Below are 24,861 nucleotides of genomic sequence, written 5' to 3'. Positions count from 1 at the left end.
TCCATCATTCGCCATGCTAATCGTCCAAGAAGAGGGAAAATCGGATAATTCACTCCGCTAAGTACAGGTGGTGCATTCTAATCCAAGTTTTGAGAAGGCATACGGTATAGAACCCCATCGAGACTATTGGACTGGATGAATCCTCGAAGACGAATATCCAGCTCTACACGGTCATGAGGTGCTTGCATGTACGGAACGGATTCTAATGGTTTAGTCGGAAAATCAGACATATCTATTTCCTCTCCAGGGGTAGCACTAATGTCCAGCGCTTGTCCATCTTCGTCAACATATTCTACTCCCCGGCTTTCGTTCTCAAAAAGCAGAAGTGCAGCATAGGTATCTGTAGGTTCGGAAAGAATTGGTGTGTCTAGAAAGGAATAGTAGGAGCCGGGGAGATCTCCACCGTGTGTGAGTCTATCATCATCAGATAATCTTCTACGATATTCACCAGTTCCCAGAAGGATTACGGAGGTGGATTGTTTCTTTACTTGCTCTTCCAATCTATCCATCAACTCATTGAGAGATTCTACACTATATTCCTCTAGAGTTAGTCGGCTGAGGACATATTCGTTGTATTTGTTCCAAATAATCTGAAAATTGCTTGTTACCGGTTTGCTCACTCCTTCCTCTGGTACGAAGCTCCGTTTATGAGGATAGATTGCTGCTATTTTGACGCCGTCTATGTCCGGTGGAAAGCGTTTCGTCTGAAGCAGGTTGATCTCCTTGAGTGCTTGCCGCAACATGCAGGAATTATCGAATTGATCGTTGATTTTTTGTTGCCAAGATTGAATATACCTCGGATCAATCCCATGTTCCCTTACCCGTATTATCGCTTGTGTCTCCGCGTGAGAGTGTGCTCGGTTAAGTACCTCTGAAAGTTTTTCTATCCGCTTGTCAATGTTTGCCTCTTCGTTTATCAGGAAATCAAGGGGGTAATCGTTTTTGAACCCCTCCACCTGCTCTTTTAAGTTATTGAGTTCTGCACGAAGTTCTCTATCCACAGGTATCGGTAGTTCTTCAGGCGTAGTATTCGAGAGTTTTTCTTGTGTATCTTCGTCAAATAGGTATAATGAAAAACACAGATAGAAAGAGGGAATCCAGCTATTTGAACCCATTGAGGTCACAATAGTTCCAAGGGAATTTTGCAGCTGTCTGTTTGTTTCCCAGTTATCCCAATATGGTACCTCACCTAGGATGGATTGGATATCGAAGTAGGTCTCCGATAGAGATTCTATGGAAGAGAAGCTTTTCTCTGCGTGTTGATCCAATATGCCTTTGATAAACGATTCATCCGAGTAGACTTCCTTGACATATAGGTTATATGCCCAACAGTAACCAGCGAATTTTTGAATCTGGATCCGTTTCCGAAACGTGTTGGCAAGATCTTGCTTTGCCTCTATGAAGTCTTGATCGTATTCGTCTTCTGGAACAGCAATAGGAGAATATTGCGCTTGTTCAAATTCTCTAATGTCTTCTAAATTGCTGTGAATTCTCTTGATAGATTCTTCACATTCGTATTCTACAGAGCGTCGCCAAATTTCACGGTAGTTTCTTAGAAGCAGATCTACAATTCCGCGACTCTTGGCTAATTCATTTGCATTGTCGACATTCTTGAAATTCTGTATCGCTCCAAATTGAAGTGTGTTGTATCTCTCAAAGAACACGACCATTGCGTCATCAAACCCTGGTTGAGGGTACGAACTTACGTAGCAATTGGTTAGGGCGTTGAGCAACTCCTCAAAGGCTTCCAGATCATTGGATTGCCAGGCGAAATGAGCGATTGCAGAGATTGAGTTTATTATGGTCTTTCTCAAGTCTTCATCAGCGCCGTTGTCGAGGGCGTGGTTGTATAGTCGGGTGTATCTACGTTTACAGAAATTATAGTTCGATCTGAATTGGGCCTCGGAAACAGGTTCCTTGTCGATGAGCTCTTGGATTAGTTCAGAGATGTGGGTCAGGTTATCGGAGAGTTCCTGGCCTTTTCCTTCCCGAATAGATGTCTCTGTATTTTTGAAGAAGTGTTCAAGATAGTCTTCATAGTTCGGCATCAGTTCCCACCTTGTGTCCGAAGCCCTCGACGTAGCTGTTTCTCAATCTGTTCCCGACTCTCGTCAGAGATCTCGCCCTTTAGAGAAAGCACGGCTGAATCTTCAGCCAATGTTCTGCCTACCGTCGGGTTTTGGTCAATACTTGCTCTATCCTCTTGATCAACTATCTCTGATATCCTTCTCATTCTTCTCAAGTTTATGTCAGTTATGCTCCCTTTTTTGCCGAGATCCCTTGATGAGATTGTAGTCCGTTCTAGGTTGAAGTTGCCGAGAGGGACTGAGACCTGGTTAAACCCAGATACAGATTCAGCGAGTACTTGGTTTGGGGTTGATGAGGTAGTTATAATCTCTTTCTCTAAATCTTCCTTCGCGAAGTTTTTAACTTCCTCATTCAATTCAGTGTAAAATAATAGATCTAATGCGTCTAAAAACCGTCGCGCCACGGTCGCTATTGATGCCGTGAATAGTATAGCAGTGGTGTAGATAGGTAGAACGCCTGCTGTTTGATCTGAGGAATGTGTGAAGGTGATAATCCCGATCAATAGGTTAGCACCGAAGACAAAAGTCACCGTCCAGATTGAGCCGATATCCTCTACAAACAATCTCGAGAGTTCGTCGCTAAGTGAGTTGTTGTAGATCTCTTCCCAGACGAAAGTGAGAGCAACAAAACTGAAACCAATAATGACCGCGTGGACCTGCCATGTGGTTTCAAGTACGTTAGCTGAGATATCGAATGGAAAATCTTCTAGGATTGATGAGTGCAGGAAAGCCATGAGTATTCCTGCAACGAGAACTACGATAACGTAGAAAACACCTTTGAAAAACTCCATTTGACGCCGCCTTTGTGATTTAAACAGGTTGAGGAGCGATATGGCTCCAAATCTATTGTATTTCATATACGATGTTCTTATTCTTAAAGACCATGGAGATATGAAGAACCCTTTTCGCCAAATTCCTACAAACACAATAAGAATGATGATAATATATGCAAGGAAAATCACCTCCCAATCTACGCCGAAAGCTCTGTTTATGCTTGTGGCAAAAGCGAATAAGATGAGAACAAGAGCAGTAAATTGTACTACAAAGAAGCCTAAATATTTCAGAATAGGGATAGAGGTTTGTATTTGAAGACCCATTCTGTCCTAAGTGGTTTTTCTACTAACTAATTAACTATGGCTATCTCGGACAATCAGCTAATCTCTATTACCTACATTTGAAATCTGAATTAATATTTTAAAATATACTAATGATTTTTGCGTTTGTTGGGTTGTAGAGTGTATGCCTCTATTCGATCCGATTCTGCAAATATCAGCAAGGGCGAGCGAAGTCACAACGTTGGGTTCCCATCTGTAATTGTCACGGTGCTCGTCCGATAATCCGGAGAAGTCGGACGGAAACCGCCCCGATCTCCCCGCCAAACCCCTCCGAAACACTGACTATCCACCGGGTTGCCGTCCGCCTTGCTCACTATCCGGACATGAATCTCCAACAGCACGCAAACTGCGACGACATGAAGGTCTGGTTGAGCCAGTCCGAAGTTGAACAGCTGCTCGAGGCCGCCCAAAACACACAGCAACGACTCGCGTTCTCGCTCGGTGATCGCTGCGGGCTCCGCTCTCACGAAGTTCTCAATGTCTCACCCGGAGGACGTCGTCGACACCGACGCGGGGACCGTGCTCCGCGTCTGGCACGGGAAAGGTGACAAGTTCCGCGAGACGCCCGTCCTGCGTGATCTCGCGACAACCATCCGAACGGTGGCCGATGTTCGCGACGCCTCCAAGAGCGTGCCGCTGCTCGAGATCTCGACGACGCGCTCACTTCGACGCTGGCTTACTGCGGCCGCTGACGAGCTGGCCGACGAGACGGAAGACGACGGCTGGCACTATCTCGGGTTCCACGATCTCCGGCGCACCTGGGCGACCGCGCTGGCCGCGGCCGACGTCGATCCACTGCTCGTGATCGACTGGGGCGGGTGGAACGATTTAGAGACGTTCCTTGAGCACTATCGCGGGACGTACTCACCGGAGGTGCAACAACGAGAACGCGAAAAAGTGGTCTGGCTGTAGCTTCGTCAGTTGTCGCTGCCGTCGGGAACCAGCTTTTCGGCACGATAGTTGTCGGGCTCCCCGCCGAAGTCTTCCGCGAGATTCTGTCGGACCGCTGTGCGAAGCTTTTCGATGTTCTCCTCGAATTTCGCGATCTCGTCGTCGGTCATCGGTCGGGTCTGATTACGCCCCATTCTTCGAATCTCCGTACAAACCGTTCAGCAGTGTTAATAAAATACTCTTCCTTGGGGTAACTTTCTGGGTAGGTTCCGAGATCGCCTTCTCGAGATTTCGGTGCGAACTCTTATCAATACGATCGCACTACTGTACACCATATGGCAAGTACGGCTCGAGACGACCGGTCCGAGGGGGTCGAGTTCATCCACGAGGATGACGGCAGTATCACCGCCAGGGACCTCGAGACCGGAATTGCATCGTTCGGTGAGACGAAAGCCGAAGCGCTCGAGATGCTTGCGGAGGTGCTGACGCTTCACGAGGGTGGCGGCGAGCCGGTTACTGACGACGATCTCAGGGAGTGGGGGATCGATCCCGACGAGATGGACGACAAACCGCTTCCTGACTTCATGAAGTGAATGGTCCGCACGTCGTTTTCCGGCCGTGAAATCGCGAAAGTCCTACAGAACCACGGGTTTCGACGAACAGGCCGAACGGGGAGCCACCTGAAACTCCGGTACGAACACCCGGAAACCGACGAGGTACGGATCGTAACCGTCCCGATGAAATCCGAGGACGGCATCCCCACCGGCACCATGCGATCGATCGCCGAACAGTGCGGAGCAGACGATTTCTACGAGTGGTGTCGCTGGATCGACGAACACTCCTGAGTCGCCGCACTCGTCGTTACGTTTCGATCTCCTCGACGCGCTCGAGCATCCATTCTCCGTCACCGACGTATCGAATGTGTACGTGGTGGTCCTCCTCGAGTTCGCCGTTCCCGTCGAGTAGACCTTCGATACGGAGGTCGTCTTTCGGGATCGTGACGCCGTACGAATTGCGATCCAGGCGGCGTATCTTGTTCAGTGCCATATTCGGCGGGCAACCCGCCTTGGTATAAAAGTTGCTGAACCTTGGTTTTCGTGACAATTAGCGTAGCGTGCGTTGGCCAGCCGTTATGAAACGTTGCTCAGCCTGCGGTTCGCCCGTTTCACTCCAGTTCGTCCGAGTGTTCGGGGACAACCAGGGGGTCGTCGACGAGTGTCCGAACTGCTCACCTCGGTCGATCGACTCACACGTCAAAAACGTGTCTCCACCGCGATTGTAGCCTATTTTCGCCAGATCGTACTCACGTCGCGCGGACTCGGTGTCGTGAGAACGATCCACCCCAGTAGCAGATACAGATCGACGGCATTCGAAAGTGCGGGTCGCCACCCAAGGCCGACGAACCAGATCATCGCGATCGTGTAGCCGACGATCGTCGGCGCGAGGCCAACCAGTAGGGACACGTATCGGCTCGAGTTCTCGAACGAAACAGACACTCGAGGCGGATACACAGTGAGGGATGCCTCGTCACTCCAAGGGTGCGCGGCCACGTAGTGTGCCAGCTCGTGGAGGAGTACCCACGGGAACAACAGTGCAACGGAAGCGAACCGAAGCGAGCCGATACCGACTGCCACCGACCGCCGGACCGTCCCCATCATCGTAACCCTCCGGTGCGTATCCACCAGGCCGAGAACAGCGCGACGGCCATCCCGATGATGATCAGGTCTTCGAGGAGCCCAACGAGTTGCCACGGGAGCACCGTCACCAGCAACGCTGAGAGTAGAATCGAGACGACGACTGGGAGGGAGATGTCGCCGGACCAGATCCACAGCATCGCGAAGACGCCGGCGATCAACACAACAGCGAACGCAGGACCGAGTGTATCCAGATACGGCGAGAGCATCAGCTCGAGAATCTCGCCCTGAACCAGTCCCTCGAGCCCTTCAGTGCCCTCGGGCAGGTCGCTCGGCTCCGATCCAGGGACGTCGTCGTACTCGGTCATCGGAGCCGATCACCTCGGGCGAACTCGATCAGCGCGACTCCGACGACGACGTAGACGGGAGCGGAGACGAACGCCGCGGCCGCCATCGGAAGCCCCAGGTTGTGGAGCACCTGCGGCAGGAAGAAAACCATTTCCGCGACGTTCCGCAGGACGCTCATCGCGCCGAAAGTCAGCGACAGTAGCCCGTCGTTGGATCGATCCTCCGGTTCCGGGCCGACGTCCCGTAACTCTTCTTCGGTTTCGTTGACTCGGTCCTCGACGCCGATCTCAGTCTCACCGATGATGTCGGAGAAGCCGATCGCCGAGACGAACGCCGTACTGGCCGCCAGACAAACGATGAACACGGCCAGCGCGCGAGTGCTCATCACGTCCGATCACCTACGTAGAACAGCACGGAGACGACGAACGCGACGACGACCGCCGGCCACGGGATCGGGAGCCAGCCCATCACAGCCAGCAGACCGGCGAACGCGGAGACGATCACCGCGCCCATCGAAGACAGCCGTCCGCCGACGATCCCCGCGACGACGACGATCGCGAGCGCGGAGATCGCCGCCATCAGCCGCGGGCTGAGCAACGGCTCGACGTCCATGTCAGTCGGTCCGACGATTCGAGTCAGGCGAATCGTCTCGCCGCCTCGAGTCGCAATCGCCTCGACCTCGTACGTACGGCCTGGATCGAGCCTGACCTGATTTCGGTACTCTCCGAGGAACGTGGTGTCCGTGTCGCTGAACACTGTCTGTCCGGTCTCGTAGTCTCTAACGGTGATCTGAAGCGGCCGTGTGAGTTCGTCGTCGTCGACCCACCGAATATCCAATTCGTCCGTCTCCTCGTCGAATCGGACGTCGAACTCGTATCCATCCTCGACCGGAATCGGCCACGACAACTCGCCGATCTCGAGCGGAACGACCTCCGACTCGCTGGCCGTGAATCCTCCGAGTCCGCGGACGCCACCTTGATCGCTCTGTACCTCGAGCTGGTACCGCTCGTCTCGGTTCATGATCACGTCGACGCGGTTGATCGAACCGAACGTCTCGCTGTGAGCCAGGCGCGTTTCGTTGTCGACGCGCTGGCTCACCCGCAAGACCGCGTCTTCGGGCGGGAAATCACCTGTCCGGTCGGTGAGTTCGAACCGGACGAGGACCTTGTCCTCGTCGTCCTCGTAATCGGGAATGTCCTCGGGATCGTCTTCATCAGGGGGTGGGTTCGGTTCCCAGTCGGGACCACGTTCCATATAGACGGTCTCGCCGCCGACGGTCGAGCGCAGTTCGACGACACGCGGATAGTAGTCCATCGCCGTGATGTCGAAGCGAACGGTTTCGTCGTGGGCCTCGAGGCCGCTGATATCAAAGACGCCGTCAGTCAGGTTCGTCGTGTAGCTTCGACCTGGTGCCGTGACGTCGACTTTGACTATTCGATCGTCGACTAACTCTCCGCTCTGTGCGTCCCGAATCTCGAGATCGCCAGCGATGCCAAACGAGAAAATCCGTGAGTAGACGACGTGGCCCAGCTCGCTCTCGACAACGACGTACCACTCGAGGGACTCGTCGGTCACAGGCCAACTCGTCGAGGCGGTGCCGTTACTCTCGAGGGTATCCGAGCCGATCAGTTCGTCGACCTCCGGGTCGCCCGTATCGTAGCGATAGAATTCGACGGTGACGTCGTCGTCGGGAAAGTTCGGGTTGTCGACGTCGATCGATAACTCGACGTCTCCCGAGACGGTCTCGCCGTCAGGCGACGCACTGGAGTCGTAGATGATCGGCGGGTCGTCTCGAATCTCGAACGTGTTGATATCGGTCTGCGTATCGTTCGTCGAGAGATAGGGATCCGAGGCCACTGCATACCACTCGTAAACGCCCTGTTCGTTCGCATCGAACCACGGCGTCGAAGCCGTCTCCGAGCCACCACTCTCGTTGACAAACACCAGATCGTCGCCAATGAACTGGTCGTTGCCGTCGTAGAATTCGACGTAGACGTGCGAACTCGGAAAGTCTGGATCGGTGACCGTCACCTCGAGATCGGTGCCGGCCGAGACACCGGGAACGTCGAAATCATCCGTCGGGGAGGGGCTCGAGAGTTCTGGATCGGACATCGGGACGGTCATCCAGGTGTGATCCCCTTCCGGCGGGAAAGCCGATGTTTGATCCCAGCGGCGTTCTCCGCCGACGTAGACACGCGTGTCGTAGAACGCAACGGCATCGTCGGTCATGATCTCGCCAGTTTCCCACTGGCCTTCTTGATCGGTCTCTACCGAGTCGATCAGTTCCGTCCCGTCGTCGGACCAGATCTCGACGGTCGCGTTCGGGACTGCCGTCCGATTTGCTGGATCGATAGGTCCGGGCTCAACGTCGTCAGTGGGTTGATCAACCACCTGGCCGCTGACCGGCTCGTTTCTCTCCCACTCGCCGGTATAGGTAATTCCATAAAAATCGGAGTTGGCTGATACGGAGTCGACTTCACCACCACCCGAGTCGTAAATTCCAATATATCCGTCACCGCCTACATAAATACGGTCGCGAGCCGAGTCATACGTCATGCTTCGAGCATCTCCTTCGAGGCTCGACGCCCAAATTGCAGATCCATCAGAGGGATCGATCCGATAAATCTCCTCATCGGGCCATGAGAGAGTAAAGAGTTCGTCGTCTGTCCGGACGACTGCATCTGTGGCTACCGTTCCAGTCTCAATTGGATCCAGCTCCGTTCCAGACTCAATATCGATTACATGGATGTCTCCCCCAAACACACCGGCGTAAAGATGTCCAGAACCCCTGTTTATCGAAGTGTCGTACACTTGATCAGATAAGCCGACTTCCCAAAGAACATTCCCAGATTGACTGTCGATTGCGATAACACCATCCTCACGGGGAGTGGCGTAGATCGTCCCATCAACGTATTTGACGCTTTCTATAGGTCCATCTAGATCATCAGCAACAAGATCGATCTCGCCAGTAACGAGGTCGATTACCAGAATCTCCTCTCGCGCTCCAACGACGGCCTTCTCACTCGAAATTGGATGAACAGAAAATCCCTGGCTTGGCAGGGGATCAGTTCGGACAACATCACCCGTGGTTGTGTTGATCGTCCCGACGTCACCCTCATCAACATATGCTACCAAATCCGAATCGGGAACAGAGGCAACACCAAACACATCGGGAGAGACTGATGCAGTCCACACGTGTTCGAATGTGTCAATATTATAGGCACTAACGCTCCCGCTATCGGTTGTGATGATCAAACCATCATCTGATTCTGATGCCGATTCGCCGGCCACAGTGGACGGCAACGGCGCAACAAATAGCGAGAGAACAAACAATAGAGCCATCATAGAGGCCCGAACCTGCCGGTCCCCACTCATCGAACCACCGCCTCGCGAAGGAACGTGAACGCGATCGCCCAGAGCACGAACCCGAAGCCAAGCCCGAGGGGCATCCAGATCAAGATCGCATCAGTGACGAGCGACACCGGCACGAAGTCGTTGCCCATCGCCTCGAGCGCGGGGAACAACTCACCGACGAGCTGGCCAGCCATCCAGGTAACGGAAAAGAGGATGACGAAAACGACCATCACGAGAATCCAGGCCAGCGCAGGATGGCTCACACCGCACCACCTCGAGCGGCGACCGCGCGGACGAGCCCCCAGGCGATCAGCGAGCCGAGCGCCATCGTCGGGATGAACAACCAGAACCGCCGAAGCCAGTGCATCGTATAGTCGACGCGGTCGGCCGAGTACGCGGGCGTGTCACCGGCTTCGGCCACCACGTGCTGAACGAAGACGTCGAGGACCACCCAGAGAAAGCCGATCAACAGCAATCCGGACACGATCATGATCACCGCCCAGGCGATCGCGTACTCGACCGTCTCGCTCATCGCGGACCTCCCAACAACTCGGAGACTCGATCGACTGGATCCGTGTCTGGTTCGTCTCCCGTTGAATCGGGATCGATCGCTCCCTCTGGGTGCTGACCAATGAGGTCGGCTGGGCCGGCCATCGGGTTCAGCCACTCGTTGAATCTGAACGGGTCCCACGACCACCCTTCCTCACCAGAGCCACCGCCAGGGAATGGCGGCTCGAACGGCACGAACGGCCCACCAGGGTCACTCGGTGGTGGATCCGTTGGTGGTGGCCCGATCTCGTAACCGTATCCCGGCGCGTCCGGTGGCTCGTAGACCGGCGGCGGGGCGATCTCCGTTGACTCTTCGGTAACGAACTCGAGCCCTGGAACCGTCTCGGGAAGTTCGCCCATCCCAACGTTACCACGGCCGAGGCTGTCCGGCTGGACGTCGATACCTGTCTCTGGTTGTCCGAGATACGAATCGTCGACACCGATACCGGTCATCGACGAGTCTTCAGCCATTGCAAGACCGAACGATAGTTCGGGACGTGTCGCCGAGCGGCCGGCTTCCGTCAGAAACAATGGCGCCGTCGTTTCGATCGTCTCGCGTGCCCCTTCGACCGTCACCTCTCGCTCTTGGGCTTGCTGAATGCCTTCTGGTCGCCAGAACCACTCGTACTCTTCGACGTACTCGGTCGGTCGGGACAGGCCCTCTTCGGCGTGGTCTGTGTGGTCGGGAATCTCTGGCTGGGGTGGCGTAATCAGGTCATCAGTGACGTCGCCTACATCTCCGATGTCACCAACTTCGCCTACTGCACCGCTCACACGAGCGATTCCGTCCGAGACACGATCAGGAACGCCAACTTCGGGACGGTCCAGGCCTGGTGCGGACGGTATGAGTTCCTCCCGCGAGAGGTCCGGACGTTCAGGAGCAGAAATTTCGCTTGGATGTGGTCGACTAACGCCGACGCCGATTTCCGGTATCTCTACCCCCGGTCGCTCGAGTCGATCGGGAACGCCCACCTCGGGGACGTCGACATCCGCTTCGGTTGGGTCGACTTCACTGATCGCCGCCGCACCACCGATTGCGCCTGTGAGCGCCGCACCACGAGCCACCGTGTCGCGTCCAACGTCTGCCTGTCGAACCCGTTGGATCGCTCCCGGTGCACGACGAACGGCACCAGCCGCTCGCCCTCGGCCGACATCCGCGTGCGGAACGACACCGATCTGGGTATCGTCTTCAACCAGACCGCCCGGTGTGACGGCCCTGGAGAGCGTTTCACGCGCACCCCACCCTTCGGACGTGTCGATCTCCGGCGTCGCTCCACGAACTCGCCGAGGAGCATCGTCTATGGGGTCACCGACGCGCTCAGAAACGGTCGCTGGTGTCTCTCTGACGCGCTCGACACCACCTCGAACACGGTCGCCAGTGTCCCTGAGACCGCTTCGCGCTCGGTCGGTGACGTCCTCGGCGCGATCGGTCGCGTCGTCGACGCGATCTCGAGCCTGCTCGCCAGCACCGAGGGCGGCCTCATACCCCGATCGAAGCGCGTCACTAAGTCGGTCTCGAGCCATCAGAACCACCCGCCGAGAAGCGGCCCGACCATCAGCGAGATCGGCGAGCCGCCGTCACCTCCCATGCTGAAGTAGACGATCAGCGCACCGATCAGCAGGCCGAGCAACAGGGTGCCGATGACCAGCGCGTAACTGGGCATCGAACTCTCATCTTTCGCGAATAGATAGCCTCGTTGCTCGGCTTTCACCAGATCCTCGGGATCGTATTTGTGGGGACTGGCCTTCATCACGTTCCCGAGCTTGACGCCGACTGACTCGACCGGCACCTCGATCTCGGTATCGGGATCGAGATCCTCGACAGTGCCGCCGTCGGTCGCGTGACGGACTTCTTTCGAGGCTCGAGCGTTCGCGACGCTCGCGACACCGCCGAGGCGGCGATACGCAAGTGCCAGGCCGCCGCCACAGAACGAGCCGACGCCACCTTCGCCGTCGAGTTTGAACTTGTGCTTGTCACCACCCCATTCGCAGGTGATGGCGTTCAGTTCGGGGTCGTACTCGCCGCCGTACAGCGTGTAATGGTTGTCGTCGTCTTCGACCAGGACGCCGGTCCCGATCGTCGACATCGCGCGGTTCATGTGCCATCGTGCAAGCTTCTCTCTCAGGTTCATGGTTAACCGAAAATCTTCTCTTTGAGCGACCTCCCGCTCGAATTCTCGCTTTTCGAGACGGACAGAACGCCGTCGAACTTGTCCTGTTGCCAGCCGCCTTCGCCCCGCGTCATCCGCGAGACGATCCGCCGGAGGTACGACTGTAAGAGGTACAGATCGTCAGCACCGACGGGCTTCTTCTGATCGCCGAGAAGGTCCTCGCGGACCTCGCCCTGGATGGCTGAGCCGTCCGGTGGATGGGATTTCCGAAAGAGATCCATCCGGTTCAGTACCAGCAGTTCCTCGTTTTCGGCGTGGCCGGCGGGATACTTCGCCAGCGGATAGTCCTTCGAAAAGTCCGTCTCGAGCCAGGACTCCCAACGTTCGTGAATCTTGTCGGACGAGACGATCGTATCGACGTACTCGCTGTCTTTCGAGCCCAACGACTCCGGCTTCGCTCGAGGGCGGCGAGCGACGCCACTTGTCGGACTTCGGCCGTTCGTCCTCGCGTTCGATGCAGTTTCTTGGTCAGTATTCGTACTCATGTTTGTCAGGTTCGTGATCGCGGTCGGTTGGATCGCCGTCCGTCGGCACGCGATCGGCGACGACGAGCAAGATCCAGACGAGCATTCCGACGACGCCGAACAGGCCGATCGCCGTCACGCCGGGCTCGCCAACTGTCTCGAGAGAGTCGCCGGCCGCGACCTGGATGGATGTCGCGGAGAACGCGACGCCCAGCCAGCACAGAAACGAGAGCCCGCCGAACAGCAACTCGGCTTCACGACGAACGACCGAGACGTACGCCGCTCCGAGTCCCGCCCAGAACAGCGAGAGGAAGACAGGCCAGATCATCGGCCGCCACCTCCGTACGTGCTGTCTCGAGCGACGAGTGCGATCGAGACGACGAAGACGACGAACAGCAACAGAATTAGTGCCCCGAACAGCGGAGCCGAGATCGTCTCGAGCGTACCGAACAGCGCTTGCTCGACGCCGGTCGCGTCACCGTCACCTGCGTAAAACCCGGCCGCGGCGACAGTTGTCGCCACTCCCAGGATAGCGATGAGTATCAGCGAAGCGAGCGTTCCAGTAGCCTTCATAAAAAATCAGCAGTGGTGGGTTAGCGTCCCCGTCTGGCGAGCCCGCCACCGTTGCCCATGAAGCCGCCGAACGACCCCATGAGCAGTGCGACGACGCCAGCGACGATCGGAACGACGAGCGAGATTGCCGCCAGCCCGAGCGCCGTCGCGAGCGGCGAAGTGAGGTCGGACTGATCCATGAACCCGTCCTCGGGCATGATCTCGACGAAGTCGGTGATGATCACCCCCGCTAACGTGAGAAGAATTCCGCCGATCAGGACGGTCATGATACCGTTGATCAGCACGTTGTCGAAGTGCTGATCGGCGAATTCCTCGCCGTGTTGGTTCGCCGCGATTGCCGCCTCCGTCGGCCCGGAGATCGCCCCGACCGTCGCAACGTCCGCGAGCCGTTCTTTGAAACTCTGTTCCGCCTCGGGTTGGGCCACCTGGATCTCGATCCCGGCGGTCTGGCTTGCAGTAGCCATGCTCGCCGTGTGGTCAAATGCGGTGACTTAATTCTTTCCCAAGGGTATAAGTCGTCGAATTTGACAGCAAACCCCCATGCAGAGTGCCGATAGCGGCGCGATGGTTGTACAGGACGTTCACCAGGCCTCTCGAGAAGCGCGGCAGGCGCTTCGGACGGTCAATCAGGTTCTGGCTGGCTCGTACGATAACGACACGATCGACCAATCGAAAACGTCGCTTCACGTCGCCACGACTCACTACTACGTCACACTCCGACCGTGGGCGATCACGTCGTCTTACTACTGGGACGAGGTCCCGCTGTACCAGGATAATAGTAGCGAGTGGATCACGGGCCTCAAAAACCTGGATCCGTGGGTCTACTCCGTCGAGACACAACAAATCCGATCTGAAGACGCGGTCGAAGGCGAATCGATCAAAACCGAAGAGGTCTCGCGGATCATGCCACCGGAGATTGCGGCCAGGGCGATCATGGTTCTCGATCAGTTGTTCCGCGATTCGCCGTTCTCTCCGGGCCAGGGCGCGGCTCCGGAGCGTGAACGTATCGATCAGAGCCAAGTCGAAACGAACAACCCTGAACCGGACACCGCCGACGGGATCGATCAGAGTCGAGTCCAAACGACCGACCCAGAATCGGAAACGCGGGTGAGCGACGAATGAGCATCGACTCGACGTTCGATCCGACTGTCGATCCCGCCGAGGAGGGACCAGTAACGCCCACCTCGCCGTCGCTCGAGCAACAGCGTACGCTCGAGGTGCGCGAGCTTCCCGTCGAGGACTTCGAGCCGTACCGGTCGACGTTCAACCTGCACGATTTCATCGAAAAGCGGTGGCGAAACGAGCGGGACATTCGGATTATCTGGACCGGTCGAAACGCGGGGGTCGGGCTCGGGAAAACAAGCGGAGCGATCTCGGTCGCGAAGGCTCACTATCCAGCATTCGATGCCGAGAATCACGCCGCGATGGATGCGAAAACAGCGATACATCTACTTCGGACGGCACCGTTCCAGAGTGCGCCGATCCTGGATGAAGTTGGTGTCATCGCGGACAACCGCCGAAGCAACTCGACGGCGAACGTCGAACTCACCCAACTCTTCCAGATGTGTCGGTACCGTCAGTACCTCCTACAGGCAACGCTTCCGTCAATCTCCGCGCTCGACGTCCGACTGATCGAGATGTCCGACCTGCGGATTCACGTCACCGACCAGGGAGAGGCAAAGGTCTACCGCTACGATCAACCCGACAGCGCCACCCAGAGACAGCTACAGCCCAAGATCCTCCAGTATCTCGAGTGGGACCCGATCGACAACGATCCGGACTACCAGTATCTCTCGGACCTCAAGGATGACCGGTACGACGGACTCGAGGAATCGAACCTGCTCTGGCGTGACGAACACGAACAGATCGTCGAGCGAGAGGTCGAAGACGCCGAGAAATCGGTGAAACACGAGATTCTGAAAGGTGTCTATGAGAATACAGAACTGACGCAGAGTGACATCGGCGAAGCTATCGATCTGAGCGGTTCTCGAGTCGGTCAGATTATTCGAGACGAATAAAAACGGACCAAATCGCAAGACGGCGAACTAATTCCTTCTCGTTCGATGTTGTAAGTATGGCCGATATTTCGGAAAAGGTTTTGGAAAATCGCAAGAGGGCGAAGGGAAGCAAGGGGTGGAACCTACAAGAAGAAAGGAAGCCAGAATAATATATCATGGAGTAGGACCGGTGGAAAATCGTCGATCGGTTTGTGAGACCGGGACCTTCCCGCGAACGGACGTTTTCCGGACGGGTCCCGCCCCCGTGTCGCGCTTGTCCACCCGAGCGAGAGCAACAGTTTTCACACCGGGTTTGACACACCGCTACCGATGACACGGGATAATAACGGCGGGTGGTTCGACGATCGGCCACAGCAGGCGACGCTCGACGTCGGCGACGCCGCCCAACGAACAGCGAGACGAGCTGAACGTGGTGGCGAGATCGCTGGCACCGAAGCGTTCGTCGACGTCAGTGAGGCAACGATCGATCCCGGCGAACAAACAGCGCTCGTCGAGACCGCCGAGATGATCGAGGGGCAGGCAGACCTATTCGGTGGCGACGCAACCGTCGTCGACACGCCCGATTGGACCGAACCGGCCGTCGAGGCTGAACCAGTCCCGTTCGAGGAGAACATCGCGGCGGCGGAGCAAGCCGGTGTCCTCGAGCCGATCGGGCCGAACGGCGACGCCGAACACGCCCCGGCCGACGTCTTCGAGCCCGATCCGATCGAAATAGAATTTCACTCGCTCGACGCGGCGAATGCGGCTCGAGACCGGTACCCTGACGCACTCGACGACTCCGACACCCGTCGAACGAAGATGGTTCGCGTGTGGGGCCATGCACCCGACGACGTCGTCGACGCGATCGCGCTCGAGGCCGCCGAGAGTCGAGCGCACGTCGCCGACCAGTTCGGTCAGGTGGAGTTGACTCGAGCCGAGCGAGCCCAGCTCGAGGATCGCCGCGACTGGGACGGGCGAATGCTCTTTCACGCGCAGTCGGCAAAAGCAGTCCTCCAAGGCTCCGGTGTCGACGACTGGATCGCCTACTACGATCCACAGCTCACCGTCGACGAACACCGCTCGATCGCTGAGCAGGCCCGTCGCGACGAACGCGGCGCACGGATGGACGAACACGCACGCGAGGGTGCGTTCGAAGCGATGGTCGCCGGGGCCGTCGGTGCGCCGGTTCAGCAACGACAGCGAGCATCAGACGCGGTGATCGAACTCTGCATGGAGATCAGCGGCGAACACGACTCCGAGGTGTTCCGTGCGATTCTGGCCGGCGAGCATCCAGGCGTCTCGAACGCTCGAATCCGACGTGCAAAGGAGACGATCGAGGATATCCGCGCAGAGTTCGGTCACGAGTTCGTCGAGCGAGCTGCCGAGGAGTGTCATCGCGAGCGGCGGCCAGCGCCTGAACCCCTTGATCCGGTGCGATTCGAACGCGACGCCCGAACCGGGTGGTTCACGCCGCCGGATCCACGTCCTGACCCCGTTGTTGGCGTCGATCGATCAGCAGCGACGGGGCAGTTCGTAACCCAGGAGCGCGAGCCTGCAGGTGTTGGCCGCGGTGAGAATTCTGGTCGCTTCTGGCCGTTTTAATGCGTGAGGGGGATGGGGGGTATTCTCAAAATTGGTTTCGCCCCCCTTCTCCGGCGAACCTGGCGGTATGTGAGTATACTTATTGACTGCAGAAATTCCTACCAATCAGCGTATCTCTTCGGAAATCGTGATGAATACAGAGTGTATATCCGCACAGATTCGTGGTCACAGCGCCACTTTCTCGACAATACCTGAGGGGGTTTAAAACTCATTCAGTTGTCGATGTTCTCTAAGGAAAATTGGATGGGGCTCTGCATCATCTCTTCCAGGTAGTCGTATTAAATCACCTTCTAACTGTTTGAACTCGTAGTAAGCATCTCGATTCGGAGCATCCTTGACAAGGATTTCGTGTTCATCAGAGATGGCCAGCCAGCCCGTATCGAACGCCCAATGATGGAGTTTGCATAGTGTGAGACCATTTCTTACGTCGTCTGAACCTCCCTCACGTTTTGGATAGATGTGAGCGGCTTCGACTTCTGGATTTCCAGCTGGTGTCTCACGTCTACTTCCACAAATCGCACATGAGTAGTCGTAGGCGTCCTTAACGAGTTCTGCAAAGGCGTGATCGCGTGCTCTTCTCCGACTTTCCGTGAACTCTGTGGAATCTTCCGTTAGTTGTGGTTCTGAGTCAAGTGTCTGTTCTAATTCACCTTTTTCCTGCTTTACTTCATCACCCACATTAATTCGATACGTACCTTGTTCATCTAGGAAATTCACCTCGTCTTGGTCACGTAGGCGCTGGAGCTGTTGTCGAATTTTAGCCCTGACGTGATTGTTGTCCGGAAACTGGATCGAAAGACGGTGTTCAGAAAAGTCATAGAGTTCTCCAAGAGTAGCGACGTTTTCATCTTTCTGCTCTTGATACCGTTCGAGTTCTAATCGCATCGCATCCAGCCAACATAGGTCATCATCTTCTGGAGGACCGTCTCGGTGTTCCATCTTGAATACAATGACCTCTCTCCCACCTTGTTCCTTGAAATTGTAGTCGAGAATGTCAACGAGTCCCTGATACTCCCACTCGCCATCCCCTGATTGTTGGTAGAAGAAATGGACTGGAATAGTAGAAGAAATAGCGTCAATGAGGGTTGAATTGCCGGGTGATGATTCACTCTGGTCTCCCTCTAATCCCTCTCCAACGTACTCAAAACGACCCTGTGTGACCGAGTCATCGTATGGTCCATCTTCGTTAGCAAATACCAACACGTATCTCTGATCTTGAGAGTCGCGTCGAGGATTGATTCCGGAAATTCGATATCCAAAGCCCGTATCAAACACTTCTTCGATTTCTTCTTGTGAAAGAAAGTCTCCAATACTGACCTCCTCTGGAATTGTACGCATGAACCATATTGATTGATTCCAACACTATCAAATCTACTATAGTACCATACTTACCCTGTGCTATACACCCCTCTGGATGTTGGACACTGCTTTTACCATTTGATATATGGGTCAGACTCTATTACGATACATCGCCTACCTTTACTGCCTGTTTGTCGGATAGTCACAAAATGGGGTGTGACGCTCTCGTTCGGTACTAATCAGTATCGGCGACGACCTTGGTATCCACTTCGAAGGTCACGGCTCGCGTTGAGAGAGTCTCAGCGATCTCCCGTCGCTGCTCAAGCGTGAGATCGTCGCGTGCGAGAACCTTACGAGCTGCTTCGACAAACTGGGGAACATCGTCGCAAGCGCTCACCACGGCTGTCGTCCGATTACAGTCATAGAAGTCGGCCGCTCGTTCGATCACGTCTCGCCGATACGCGTAGTCACCATCTGTTCGAATTCGCATACTCGTACACACGACCCCCCAAATCCTAGTTTTTTCGACTTACTGAACCCCCATTATCGGACCAAAATCGGCCGTAAGTATCGATCCGTCAGAGAAGAACGGCGACTCGAACGGATTTCCGCCTCGAGATATGCACACCGGCTTTTGGAGTTCGTGTGCATATTCGAGGATCGGATTCTATCGACGTCCAACCCCTGGGGGATATCAAATTACTCGTTGGCTATTGTCTGATTGTGATAGGCCAAAAACTCTGAACCTAACTTATGGTCCTGCTTTTCCAACACTGTTTCCCCTGTAAGTTCCTCTTCGTACTCATGTGTGATTTCTAGAGTTTCTGGGTTTACGGTGAGCATCCCATTATCGAAATCATCGTGGTGATTCGGGCACAAGATAATGAGGTTTTCTGGAACATCAGGGCCACCGTGTCCTTTTCCAAGCGGTTTGATATGGTGACCGTTCGAATATCCAATATCGGTTCCCTGTAAACGGCGGTCTCCACAAAGTTGGCAAGTGTGATTGTAAATCTGTTTTAGATCCCGGACCAGTTTGTCGTTTCTTTGAGGGGCTGAGCGTGTAGTCTTAACCCGCTTTGGGTTTTGGTCACCTTCTGGGAGGACAACTCCTGTAGCAGTGTCGATGTCCTCGATCGGCCGAAGAGTGAATTTGATCCCCTGCCGGTCATCTCCGTTCTTATCTGGTAGTGTTTCCCACTCGTGACTCTCGTATACGTATTGGCCGATATAAGTCACCAATCCGTCGCTGTCCTTCTCGAAGACATGGAGTTCTCGATCATCCTGTTGATGTTGCCTTAAAGCCTTATTGCCTCGGTCGAGCGATTGATCGCCAACTTGGCCTTCACCTGTATAATAAAACGTGCCGTCATCGTCGAACTCGTCTTCGTATCCATAGAGTTCTCCGGTATCGCCGGTAAATATGAACACTACCGGGACTTTATTCGAGGGTGAAATTCCACTTTGTTCCATCCCATCATATTTCTCATGGAGGGCTGTTCGGCGGTACTGCTTGCCTGGCTTAAACCTGGGAGCGAACATCCACACACCATGTTCATCATGACGTCGAACTCGACTCTGATCATCGTCGGCTAGCTGTTTTTGCACATTCCGAACTGCATGTTTCCATTCTGGGGCGTCTTTCCCCCCTTCATGGGCTTCCTCGCAACGATAGTTGTCGTTACAGAGATGAGGATATGCAGATTGAACAGCAGGATAAACACATTCAGACAGCCGCTGAGCACCGGGTGGAACACAACGCATATCTGACCTGCGTAACTGCTCCTGTAATTCTTCGATTTGCTGCTGATCTGTCCCTTTTGCAAGGGCAGAACGACCCTTATCAGTAATCCGGTTGACACCGTTCTTACGATCTACGTACTCAATGGCCTGAAGCCACTCGCGATGGCGCAAAGCGGGTCCCGGCGTCGTCATCTGGCATTCATCATAAGAAGAAACGAGGAGATTCATGATTTCCTCATCCGTCATTGGTCCTTTGTCTAGTTCACACAGAAGAGTCTGAAAACCTTTGACCCCGGAAGTGAGTGCGTTATAGAGAACCTCTGCTTCAGAACTCTCCTGATATTGGTGACCGTAGCTATCCAGGTGGTAGATGTCTCGGTCCTGACGAACCAGATTCAAAGCCTCAATGAAACTGAGATGCATTTTCACTGCGTCTTCACTCTCTGCTGCCGTATTGTCGATGACCCATGTCACGAGGTCATCTTTAGGTGGATTCGTATTGTGGATATGTGATAACATCTCTTGGAGGTTCTGAAGTCGTCCCTGAACACCGCCATAAAAGCGGTCGGTAGTCATTCGGCGATTATCTGACATTGCGCTAAAGATGTTGGGGGATCTATATCAGCGTTTTCTTGACTATTCTATTAAACCAAGTTCATCGGAACCTCCTTCCTCGTGGCTGGCCACCCATCTCGAGCTGGTGAATCACGTCTGAAATTGTAGGACCATGTTGACCCGCGATCTCGGCTGCAAGGTTCAAGGCCCAGTCTTCTTTCTGTGTTCCCCAGGTTCCGCTACACTCTACTGTTGAGGTAGGGCTGCTATGGCGTCTTCTATTGCCCGATCCGGATTATTGCGAGCGCAGCGCGCTCTGCGCACCGCAAGTTACCCTGCCCCCTTAGGGGCATCAGACAGGTCTATCAGGCACTTCTTCATCTAAATTTTCTCGTCATACGATGTTTGTGGTACGGTTATCTTTTGCTCTGAAAGACTCACTTCAACACTACCATATTGATCAGAGCCGATGGATATTCGTTTAATTCTGGAAAACAATCCTTTTGACTCTCTATCTTTTGCTTCCCTCATCGATCTATTAAAATTTCGTTCAATCCGTGTAATTGTCCAGTTGATTTGGTGCATCTGATTAATAGTAGGGATATCTATCTCGACACTTCTAGGAAGATTGACCTCCTGTCCTATAAATCCAAGAACGGATTTCCAGGTTTTTCGGTCTTTTTCCCATCGCCAGCGCAACACCTCTATATCGTTGTTGACGCTATCCATTTCTGATTCTAACTGACTCACTGAAAGACTCTTGAGACGTTCATATGAATACTGTTCTTCAAGAGCAGGTAGGAAGCAATCTAGAAACTCTTGTGTATCGGGGTCATCCTCAAACTTCAAATTTCCATTAATATGTTCTGCTGTGTTCATACAGATAGTCAACAAGTGTGTCGTGATATATTTCACCCCTGGAAAATGATCCGCAAGAACCCTTGTTTCCCGTGGATCACTTGGAGTTCGTGTACGGAGTCAGGAGTGGGAAACTGTAATTTTTGGCACTGTCGCCTTGGCGACACCCCCCAAGGGGGCGTTCGCGCGCAGCGCGAATCGACCCCGTTGCGGTTGCGGTGCGATCGGCCCGGCGACCCTCACCTCAAGGAGCGAACTACAACCAGAGTTGAACAGTAACGGCTACAGTACAATCTGACTTGCCGAAAAGAAGGTTCGAAATAGTGTTGCCACTACCGAGGCTGGTTCAGCGATCGGCGACAGCGCCGACGTATCCGGTCTCGGTTCCGCCGCCTGGCGTCCTCCAGGTCAGGTGTGCCCCTCGAAGTAGCGCCGGGTCGTTACCCGACTTCCGCCACTTCTCGAGGGCTTCGGCGGCAATCGTCTGGACGTTCTCGAAGCTACTGTACTTCAGTTGGGAGAGGATCGTATCGATTCGAACGCGCTTCGGTTCGCCGTCTTCGCCGAAGTCGATCTCTGCGCCGTTCTCCGCGAGCCACTTCTGAAATGGTGAGCACTCAGCGATATGATCGGCGAGTCCCATCACGTGCTGAATCCGGTCCGCAAAGTTCTCGAGGGCGTACTCGGCGGACTCGACGAGCGCACGGAGTTCGTCACGGTACTTCCGAACGCGGAACGAGACGTCGCCCTGGTCCAGCTCGAGAATTTTGTCGAGGTCCTCGATCGCGCGGTAGATCGTCGCGGGATGCTTCCCCAGCTCCTTTGCGAGATCGTCGACCGTCGCTCCGCCGTCGGTCGCGACCGTCTCTGTGACGTCGCGAGCCGTGTCGCCCATGTCGCGGAGCGTCGTTATCAGCAGGTGATCCGTCTTCGCCTCGAGCCGAGGCGTCGGATCCTCGTAGAGTTCGACCGGCTTCTCACGCGCAACGGCGTCGAAGTGGTCGTCAGGAACGTAGACGTCGTTTCCGTCTGGTGAGAGGGGGATATCTTCCCAGTGAAGCGCGTTCAGCAGCGTCTCCTCGATTTGCTCGGTGACCGCGTGGCGATCGGTCCACGCCCACGCCTTGCGGTCGTTCATCTTCTTGTTCACCAGAACCTCGACTTTCGGGTGATACGACGGGTGATCCTTCGAGACTGCATCCGGGTCTTTGAGCTGGTAGATCTCGAGCTTCCGTCCGTAGGTGTGGCTCGGAAACAGTTCCTTGACTGACGCTGGATCGAGAAAAAGCCGGTTCTGGTGATTCGTCACCTCCTTGTTGTTGATGTGTAGTTCGGCTTTGACTCCCTCCTGGTCGGAGAGGAAGTGCGTCACCTTCTGCAGAACGCCGGCGGAGGAGAGTTTCCGAGCCCAGTTGCGCGTGATCCGGACGTAGCGCTCGTACGCCCACATTCGGCTCGCCTCATGGGGCTCGGTCCGGAAATACTCGCGATGCACTCGCTCGTTAGCCTCCGCGAAAACGGCGGCGTAGAACTCCGGCAACAACTCGAGAGCACGCTCGGGCTCGATGTTACTGGTGTGGAACTCGACGTCGACTCCTTCGACCTCTCCGACTTGGTTCTCCCAAGGCAGTTGCAGCGGCTCACCGGTTTCCCAATGGCACATGTTCGGGAACCGCGGCGAAATGTTGTACGACGCTTTCTTCTCGCCGGGACCGCGCCCAACCAGGTCCCACTCGTACAGCCGTTCGGCGTTGATCCCATCCGATAAACGGGGAGCGAATCCGGACTTGCTGTACGTGACCTTCACGACCCACGGTTCGCCGTCGACCTCCACGTTCAACTCAAGGTAGCCCTCGAACGGCGGGCCGAGCATGATCGAGGAGAGTGCGTCGTACGGACCGCGGCCCCAGTCGGGCCACTTCCAGCGCCCTTCAACCTCGTGGGGCGTCGTCGCAACCTGGGTCATCGCAATCCCTCCCAGTCGGCGAAGCAGTCGGGACAGAGCGGAATGCCATCCTCACCGCGGCACTTCACCTCGTAGCCGACGTACCCGCAGTCGACGCACTCGGCCCAGACCGAATCCGGATCGTCATTCGTATCCTCGTCGTCACTATCCGGGTCCTGCGGCTCGAGGCCGAAGGCGGTCAAGTCCGCCATCATGTCCCTCCTGCGGCGAAGTCCGCGAGCGTTGCCCCGGCTTCGTCGTCATTCTCGTCGACCGGAATCGTCGATGGATCGGGGTGGTGAACGACCTCAACGTCATCGAGTTCGGCGACGACGGCGTTCGCGAGCAACCGTCGGTGACACCAGCGAGCGTCTTTCTCCCAGCAGACGAGCCAGATGTCCCGCTCTCGAGCGCGTTCGGTCAGTTCGTCAACGACTGTCCGCGGTCCTGCTTGCTCGAGGTGAGCGAGATACCGACGTTCATAATCGACCGAATCCCACGCGATCGCGGCAGGGTTCGGCTCACCGTTCTCCTCGGCGGCGTCCTCAACGGTCTTGTACGCCTCGAGTAGCTCCGCAGGTGGCGCGACAGCCGGGATGTTCCGGTCCGTGAGTCGAGCCACGAAATCCTGCGGGAAGCGGACCACACCGAACACGGCGTCTTTCTCGGCTGGTTCGTAACTCGAGTTCAACCCGCCGAAGTAGGTCGTGTGAACGGTCATCGAGAATCGCCCTCCTCGCGGTCACTACCTGCATGTAGTGTGGAGTCGGTGCCTCCGACCGTAGCGGCGAATAAAGTCCGCTGTTCTGTCTCTGTGAGTGTCGGGACCTGGTTGGGATCGTAGCTCATCACCAGACGCTCGGTCGCCTTTTTGACGCCGTCGGCCCGGTCGGTCGCGCTGAACTCGTCGACAGTCTCTGCGAGATCGCGAAGGCCATCGGGTAGCTCCCGGTAGGAGATCAGCCAGTCGCCCTCGAGCTTGGCGACCGTCGTGACGAACTCCTTGTGGGAGAACTCACCGGGGTATTCGTGTTCATTCCCGACGTACGGCGGGTCAAAGTACCAGAACGCCTCCGGTCCGTCGTAGCGGTTGACCAGCGCTGCGTAGTCATCGCACTCGACAATGACATCGGCGAATCGCTCTCGGACCAAATCCAGCCGGTCGACGTTCTGTCGAAGCGAGCGTGCCTCGTTGCGCTCGTACGGCGTCGAGAAGCCGCTTCGTGACTTGGTGATCGCGCCGTACTGCGTGTGTCGAAGCACGAACCACCGACCGGCCCGGGTCACATCGTCCAGGTTGTCGGGAACCTCTCCTGCTCCGTAGAACTGGGTCGCCCACTTCTCGTGCTCCAAACGGGCGTACGGACAGGAATCAAGCCACTCACGCAGTTCGTCCTCTCGGTGGCGAAGCACTCGGAAGAACCGTACGAGGTTCTCGTCGGCGTCGTTGAACACCTCGATCTCTGACTGCGGCTTGTTCAGCAGCACACTCGCACCGCCGCCGAACGCTTCGACGTAGCGCCGGTGGGCGGGCATCCGCTCGGCAATCTTGCTTGCGTAGGCGGTCTTCCCACCGTAGTACGGGAACGCACAGAGGGGACCGGAGTACTCAGTAGCGCGCTCAGACATCGCGATCGCCTCCGAACTTCCCACACTCTGGGCACGCTTCGAATGTG

Annotated in this window: 30 protein-coding genes and 2 pseudogenes; 7 read left to right on the top strand and 25 right to left on the bottom strand. The window is 55.7% G+C overall.

The features are described from left to right. Positions 1–77: 77 nt before the first annotated feature. Both AB7C87_RS01855 and AB7C87_RS01850 read right to left on the bottom strand, forming a co-directional pair. Positions 78–2,048, bottom strand: coding sequence for a hypothetical protein (locus AB7C87_RS01855; RefSeq protein ID WP_369727699.1), 1,971 nt, complete (start codon positions 2,046–2,048; stop codon positions 78–80). Further along, complete coding sequence (locus AB7C87_RS01850) at positions 2,048–3,184, bottom strand: hypothetical protein (RefSeq protein WP_369727698.1); 1,137 nt, start codon at positions 3,182–3,184, stop codon at positions 2,048–2,050. Before AB7C87_RS01850 ends, AB7C87_RS01855 begins: the two co-directional genes overlap by 1 nt. 341 nt (positions 3,185–3,525) lie before the next feature. Here AB7C87_RS01850 and AB7C87_RS01845 point away from each other — a divergent pair. Beyond that, positions 3,526–4,114, top strand: a pseudogene (locus AB7C87_RS01845) (tyrosine-type recombinase/integrase). Between the two features lie 5 nt (positions 4,115–4,119). Here AB7C87_RS01845 and AB7C87_RS01840 read toward each other — a convergent pair. Further along, complete coding sequence (locus tag AB7C87_RS01840; RefSeq protein WP_369727696.1) at positions 4,120–4,287, bottom strand: hypothetical protein; 168 nt, start codon at positions 4,285–4,287, stop codon at positions 4,120–4,122. A gap of 141 nt (positions 4,288–4,428) precedes the next feature. Between AB7C87_RS01840 and AB7C87_RS01835 the strand changes: the two genes are divergently transcribed. Both AB7C87_RS01835 and AB7C87_RS01830 read left to right on the top strand, forming a co-directional pair. Further along, positions 4,429–4,686 (top strand): type II toxin-antitoxin system HicB family antitoxin, encoded by a 258-nt coding sequence (locus AB7C87_RS01835; RefSeq protein WP_369727695.1) that lies wholly within the window; start codon positions 4,429–4,431, stop codon positions 4,684–4,686. Further along, positions 4,687–4,938, top strand: coding sequence for a type II toxin-antitoxin system HicA family toxin (locus tag AB7C87_RS01830; protein ID WP_369727694.1), 252 nt, complete (start codon positions 4,687–4,689; stop codon positions 4,936–4,938). A gap of 16 nt (positions 4,939–4,954) precedes the next feature. Here the strand turns inward: AB7C87_RS01830 and AB7C87_RS01825 are convergent, their stop codons facing one another. After that, entirely contained in the window at positions 4,955–5,140 is a 186-nt protein-coding gene (locus AB7C87_RS01825) for a DUF8053 family protein (RefSeq protein ID WP_369727693.1), read from the bottom strand. An 85-nt stretch (positions 5,141–5,225) separates the two neighbouring features. On the opposite strand from AB7C87_RS01825, the gene AB7C87_RS24185 reads away from it, so the two are divergent. Next, complete coding sequence (locus tag AB7C87_RS24185) at positions 5,226–5,375, top strand: DUF7563 family protein (protein ID WP_440590503.1); 150 nt, start codon at positions 5,226–5,228, stop codon at positions 5,373–5,375. A gap of 1 nt (position 5,376) precedes the next feature. Here AB7C87_RS24185 and AB7C87_RS01820 read toward each other — a convergent pair whose 3' ends face one another. The 13 genes and pseudogenes from AB7C87_RS01820 to AB7C87_RS01760 form a co-directional block, all read right to left on the bottom strand. Continuing rightward, on the bottom strand, positions 5,377–5,751 hold the full coding sequence (locus AB7C87_RS01820; RefSeq protein ID WP_369727691.1) for a hypothetical protein: 375 nt from the start codon (positions 5,749–5,751) through the stop codon (positions 5,377–5,379). Further along, positions 5,748–6,095 carry a hypothetical protein gene (locus AB7C87_RS01815; RefSeq protein ID WP_369727690.1) on the bottom strand — a complete coding sequence of 116 codons (348 nt, stop codon included), beginning with the start codon at positions 6,093–6,095 and terminating at the stop codon, positions 5,748–5,750. The genes AB7C87_RS01820 and AB7C87_RS01815 overlap by 4 nt, the downstream gene beginning before the upstream one ends. Then, positions 6,092–6,460 (bottom strand): hypothetical protein, encoded by a 369-nt coding sequence (locus tag AB7C87_RS01810; protein ID WP_369727689.1) that lies wholly within the window; start codon positions 6,458–6,460, stop codon positions 6,092–6,094. Before AB7C87_RS01810 ends, AB7C87_RS01815 begins: the two co-directional genes overlap by 4 nt. Next, a complete protein-coding gene (locus AB7C87_RS01805; RefSeq protein WP_369728388.1) occupies positions 6,460–8,466 on the bottom strand; it encodes a hypothetical protein in 2,007 nt (668 codons plus the stop codon). The genes AB7C87_RS01810 and AB7C87_RS01805 overlap by 1 nt, the downstream gene beginning before the upstream one ends. Positions 8,467–8,670: 204 nt before the next feature. Further along, positions 8,671–9,417 (bottom strand): annotated as a pseudogene (locus AB7C87_RS01800) (outer membrane protein assembly factor BamB family protein); the annotation flags it as partial. A 29-nt stretch (positions 9,418–9,446) separates the two neighbouring features. After that, a complete protein-coding gene (locus AB7C87_RS01795) occupies positions 9,447–9,692 on the bottom strand; it encodes a hypothetical protein (protein ID WP_369727688.1) in 246 nt (81 codons plus the stop codon). Beyond that, positions 9,689–9,961, bottom strand: a complete 273-nt coding sequence (locus tag AB7C87_RS01790; RefSeq protein ID WP_369727687.1) for a hypothetical protein — start codon at positions 9,959–9,961, stop codon at positions 9,689–9,691. The genes AB7C87_RS01795 and AB7C87_RS01790 overlap by 4 nt, the downstream gene beginning before the upstream one ends. Next, positions 9,958–11,502 carry a hypothetical protein gene (locus AB7C87_RS01785; RefSeq protein WP_369727686.1) on the bottom strand — a complete coding sequence of 515 codons (1,545 nt, stop codon included), beginning with the start codon at positions 11,500–11,502 and terminating at the stop codon, positions 9,958–9,960. Before AB7C87_RS01785 ends, AB7C87_RS01790 begins: the two co-directional genes overlap by 4 nt. After that, positions 11,502–12,077 (bottom strand): hypothetical protein, encoded by a 576-nt coding sequence (locus AB7C87_RS01780; RefSeq protein WP_369727685.1) that lies wholly within the window; start codon positions 12,075–12,077, stop codon positions 11,502–11,504. The genes AB7C87_RS01785 and AB7C87_RS01780 overlap by 1 nt, the downstream gene beginning before the upstream one ends. Before the next feature lie 35 nt (positions 12,078–12,112). Next, positions 12,113–12,634: a hypothetical protein gene (locus tag AB7C87_RS01775; protein ID WP_369727684.1), complete on the bottom strand. Its 522-nt coding sequence runs from the start codon at positions 12,632–12,634 to the stop codon at positions 12,113–12,115. Then, positions 12,618–12,941, bottom strand: a complete 324-nt coding sequence (locus AB7C87_RS01770; protein ID WP_369727683.1) for a hypothetical protein — start codon at positions 12,939–12,941, stop codon at positions 12,618–12,620. The genes AB7C87_RS01775 and AB7C87_RS01770 overlap by 17 nt, the downstream gene beginning before the upstream one ends. Beyond that, a complete protein-coding gene (locus tag AB7C87_RS01765; protein WP_369727682.1) occupies positions 12,938–13,186 on the bottom strand; it encodes a hypothetical protein in 249 nt (82 codons plus the stop codon). Before AB7C87_RS01765 ends, AB7C87_RS01770 begins: the two co-directional genes overlap by 4 nt. A gap of 20 nt (positions 13,187–13,206) precedes the next feature. Beyond that, positions 13,207–13,650 (bottom strand): hypothetical protein, encoded by a 444-nt coding sequence (locus AB7C87_RS01760; protein ID WP_369727681.1) that lies wholly within the window; start codon positions 13,648–13,650, stop codon positions 13,207–13,209. A 76-nt stretch (positions 13,651–13,726) separates the two neighbouring features. Between AB7C87_RS01760 and AB7C87_RS01755 the strand changes: the two genes are divergently transcribed. The 3 genes from AB7C87_RS01755 (at position 13,727) to AB7C87_RS01745 (ending at position 16,785) form a co-directional block, all read left to right on the top strand. Further along, on the top strand, positions 13,727–14,308 hold the full coding sequence (locus tag AB7C87_RS01755; protein ID WP_369727680.1) for a hypothetical protein: 582 nt from the start codon (positions 13,727–13,729) through the stop codon (positions 14,306–14,308). Continuing rightward, entirely contained in the window at positions 14,305–15,204 is a 900-nt protein-coding gene (locus tag AB7C87_RS01750) for a hypothetical protein (protein WP_369727679.1), read from the top strand. The genes AB7C87_RS01755 and AB7C87_RS01750 overlap by 4 nt, the downstream gene beginning before the upstream one ends. Before the next feature lie 309 nt (positions 15,205–15,513). Continuing rightward, complete coding sequence (locus tag AB7C87_RS01745; protein ID WP_369727678.1) at positions 15,514–16,785, top strand: hypothetical protein; 1,272 nt, start codon at positions 15,514–15,516, stop codon at positions 16,783–16,785. Positions 16,786–16,986: 201 nt separating this feature from the next. Here the strand turns inward: AB7C87_RS01745 and AB7C87_RS01740 are convergent, their stop codons facing one another. The 8 genes from AB7C87_RS01740 to AB7C87_RS01705 all read right to left on the bottom strand — a co-directional run bounded on the left by AB7C87_RS01740 (position 16,987) and on the right by AB7C87_RS01705 (position 24,814). Further along, a complete protein-coding gene (locus AB7C87_RS01740) occupies positions 16,987–18,123 on the bottom strand; it encodes an HNH endonuclease (protein ID WP_369727677.1) in 1,137 nt (378 codons plus the stop codon). 196 nt (positions 18,124–18,319) lie between these two features. After that, a complete protein-coding gene (locus tag AB7C87_RS01735) occupies positions 18,320–18,574 on the bottom strand; it encodes a DUF7692 domain-containing protein (RefSeq protein WP_369727676.1) in 255 nt (84 codons plus the stop codon). A gap of 209 nt (positions 18,575–18,783) precedes the next feature. Further along, positions 18,784–20,403 carry an SRA domain-containing endonuclease gene (locus AB7C87_RS01730; protein ID WP_369727675.1) on the bottom strand — a complete coding sequence of 540 codons (1,620 nt, stop codon included), beginning with the start codon at positions 20,401–20,403 and terminating at the stop codon, positions 18,784–18,786. Positions 20,404–20,763: 360 nt separating this feature from the next. Next, entirely contained in the window at positions 20,764–21,261 is a 498-nt protein-coding gene (locus tag AB7C87_RS01725; protein ID WP_369727674.1) for a hypothetical protein, read from the bottom strand. Positions 21,262–21,586: 325 nt separating this feature from the next. Then, a complete protein-coding gene (locus AB7C87_RS01720) occupies positions 21,587–23,206 on the bottom strand; it encodes a DUF7845 domain-containing protein (protein WP_369727673.1) in 1,620 nt (539 codons plus the stop codon). After that, positions 23,203–23,397: a hypothetical protein gene (locus AB7C87_RS01715; protein WP_369727672.1), complete on the bottom strand. Its 195-nt coding sequence runs from the start codon at positions 23,395–23,397 to the stop codon at positions 23,203–23,205. Before AB7C87_RS01715 ends, AB7C87_RS01720 begins: the two co-directional genes overlap by 4 nt. Continuing rightward, entirely contained in the window at positions 23,397–23,906 is a 510-nt protein-coding gene (locus AB7C87_RS01710; protein WP_369727671.1) for a DUF488 family protein, N3 subclade, read from the bottom strand. The genes AB7C87_RS01715 and AB7C87_RS01710 overlap by 1 nt, the downstream gene beginning before the upstream one ends. Next, positions 23,903–24,814, bottom strand: a complete 912-nt coding sequence (locus tag AB7C87_RS01705) for a DNA adenine methylase (RefSeq protein ID WP_369727670.1) — start codon at positions 24,812–24,814, stop codon at positions 23,903–23,905. Before AB7C87_RS01705 ends, AB7C87_RS01710 begins: the two co-directional genes overlap by 4 nt. Between the last annotated feature and the right edge of the window lie 47 nt (positions 24,815–24,861).

This window comes from Natrarchaeobius versutus (genome assembly GCF_041205745.1).
GTDB classification, from domain to species: Archaea; Halobacteriota; Halobacteria; order Halobacteriales; family Natrialbaceae; genus Natrarchaeobius; species Natrarchaeobius versutus.
This window is presented reverse-complemented; position numbering and strand designations above follow the sequence as displayed.